The following is a 1734-nucleotide window of genomic DNA, read 5'->3' as shown; positions in this document are numbered from 1 at the left end:
CGATGCGAGCGTCGCCCCCACGGGCCGGGCCACCTCCTCGCTCCACCCGTCCCCCGGCAGCGCGTTCCACACGGCCCGGGGCGCCCCGCCCCGCCCCAGCGCCTCGACGAACGCCGCCCCGGACTCGTACCGCTCCCACGACCCCGCCGAAGGCATCGGGGGCGGCGCCGACGGTTCGGGCGAGGCCTTCTTCTCGGCCCGCGCGCTCCGCGGCGGCACGGCGAGCTGAAGCACATCGGCGAGACTCCCGGCGTACCGGTCCGCGACCCCCCGAGCCAACGCCAGCAACTCGGGCCCGAGCACCACCTCGGGCGAAACGACCTGGGCGAGAGCGGCCAACGGCCCGGAGTACTCGGACCGAGCCACCCGCTCGATCAAAAACCCGTCGATGAGCCCGCCCCCCTCCCGCCGCCCGTCCCGCACCTTCCCCCGCCCCGCCCCGAACCGCACCCGCACCCGCACCCCCGGCCGCGCCACCTCGTCCAACTCAGCAGGCACCGCATAGTCGAACAACCGATCAAGATGCAGCACCCCCTTGTCCACCAACACCCGAGCCACCGGCAACTCCCCCGCCAGCTCGGCCCCCCGCCACGTCCCCGGCTTAGCCCGCTCCCCCTTCTTGATCCCCTCCCTGACCAGAGCCAACTGCTCAGCCCCCACCCCGCCCCCACTCCCCGACCCGTCCACGCTGCTCACACCCTCATAGATACCAAACCGCACTGACAACGCCGGCCAGACCGGATCTCCGCCACTCGGCGGCCCTGTCCGAAACCGCTTTCTCGACACGTCCGCCCCGGCCGGTTTCGCTCCACGGAGAGGAAACGGGAAACGCCCGTTCCGCCTTGTTGGGCCCCGGACGGCTGCCGCAGGCTGAAGCGCGGCGCTCGTCGGCCGGTGGCCGGTGAGCGACGGAGGTCGATGTGCTGGAAGAAACCCGGGACTTCGGGCAGGAGCTGCGCGCGAGGCGGCTCGCGGCCCACTGGTCCCTGCAACAGCTCGGACTGCGGGTGCACTACAGCAAGGGCTATCTCAGCAAGGTCGAACGAGGGCTGATGCCCCCGACGCCCGAGCTGGCCCGGCTGTGCGACAGCGAGCTGAAGGCGGACGGGGTGCTCGCGGCGCTCGTTCCGCACCAGCGCACAGGGCCGTCCGTGCCCTGTCCCGGCAACGACGACGAGGTGTGGTTGATGCGACTGAGCAAGGACGGCCCGAGTTCGTTCCAGCCCGTGTCGCGGCGGGGCCTGATCGCCGCCGGGGCCGCGTCCGTCCTCACCCTGCATCCGGGGGCACCGGCTGCGGCACAGGGCGGGGCCGACACGGTTCTGGACGCCTCCCGCATGCTGTTCGACCAGTACCGCAGGCTCGGCCAGGCGTCCGGTCCGGTGAGTGTGCTGCCACCGCTCATCGCGCAGACCCATGTCCTGGAGCAGCTCGCGGTCCGCGCCGCCGCCCGGGACCGGCAGTCCCTGCTGCGCCTTGCCGCCCGGTACGCGGAGTACGCCGGCTGGATGGCCCAGGAGAGCGGTGACGACGACGCCGCGATCTGGTGGACGGACCACTCCGTGCGCCTCGCCGACGCCGGAGCGGACCCGGTGCTGGCGACGTACGCGCAGGTCAGACGGTCACTGGTGAGTCTCTACCGGGGTGACGTCGCGGAGGCCGCCGAGCTGGCCGGCCTCGCCCTGCGCAGCGAGGCTCCGCTGCGGGTCCGCGGGCTGGCCGCCCAGCACCTGG

Annotated in this window: 2 protein-coding genes; one reads left to right on the top strand and one right to left on the bottom strand. The window is 73.1% G+C overall.

The window, feature by feature from the left end; all coding sequences use genetic code 11:
* Positions 1-696: primosomal protein N' family DNA-binding protein (locus ACVNF4_RS35685; RefSeq protein ID WP_461806989.1), on the bottom strand; the 696-nt coding region annotated here is incomplete at its 3' end.
* A gap of 224 nt (positions 697-920) precedes the next feature.
* Here ACVNF4_RS35685 and ACVNF4_RS35680 point away from each other — a divergent pair.
* Positions 921-1734, top strand: an 814-nt coding sequence (locus ACVNF4_RS35680) for a helix-turn-helix domain-containing protein (RefSeq protein WP_461806988.1), incomplete at its 3' end; no start/stop codon positions are given.

It is taken from the genome of Streptomyces sp. S6 (assembly GCF_054880855.1).
This window is presented reverse-complemented; position numbering and strand designations above follow the sequence as displayed.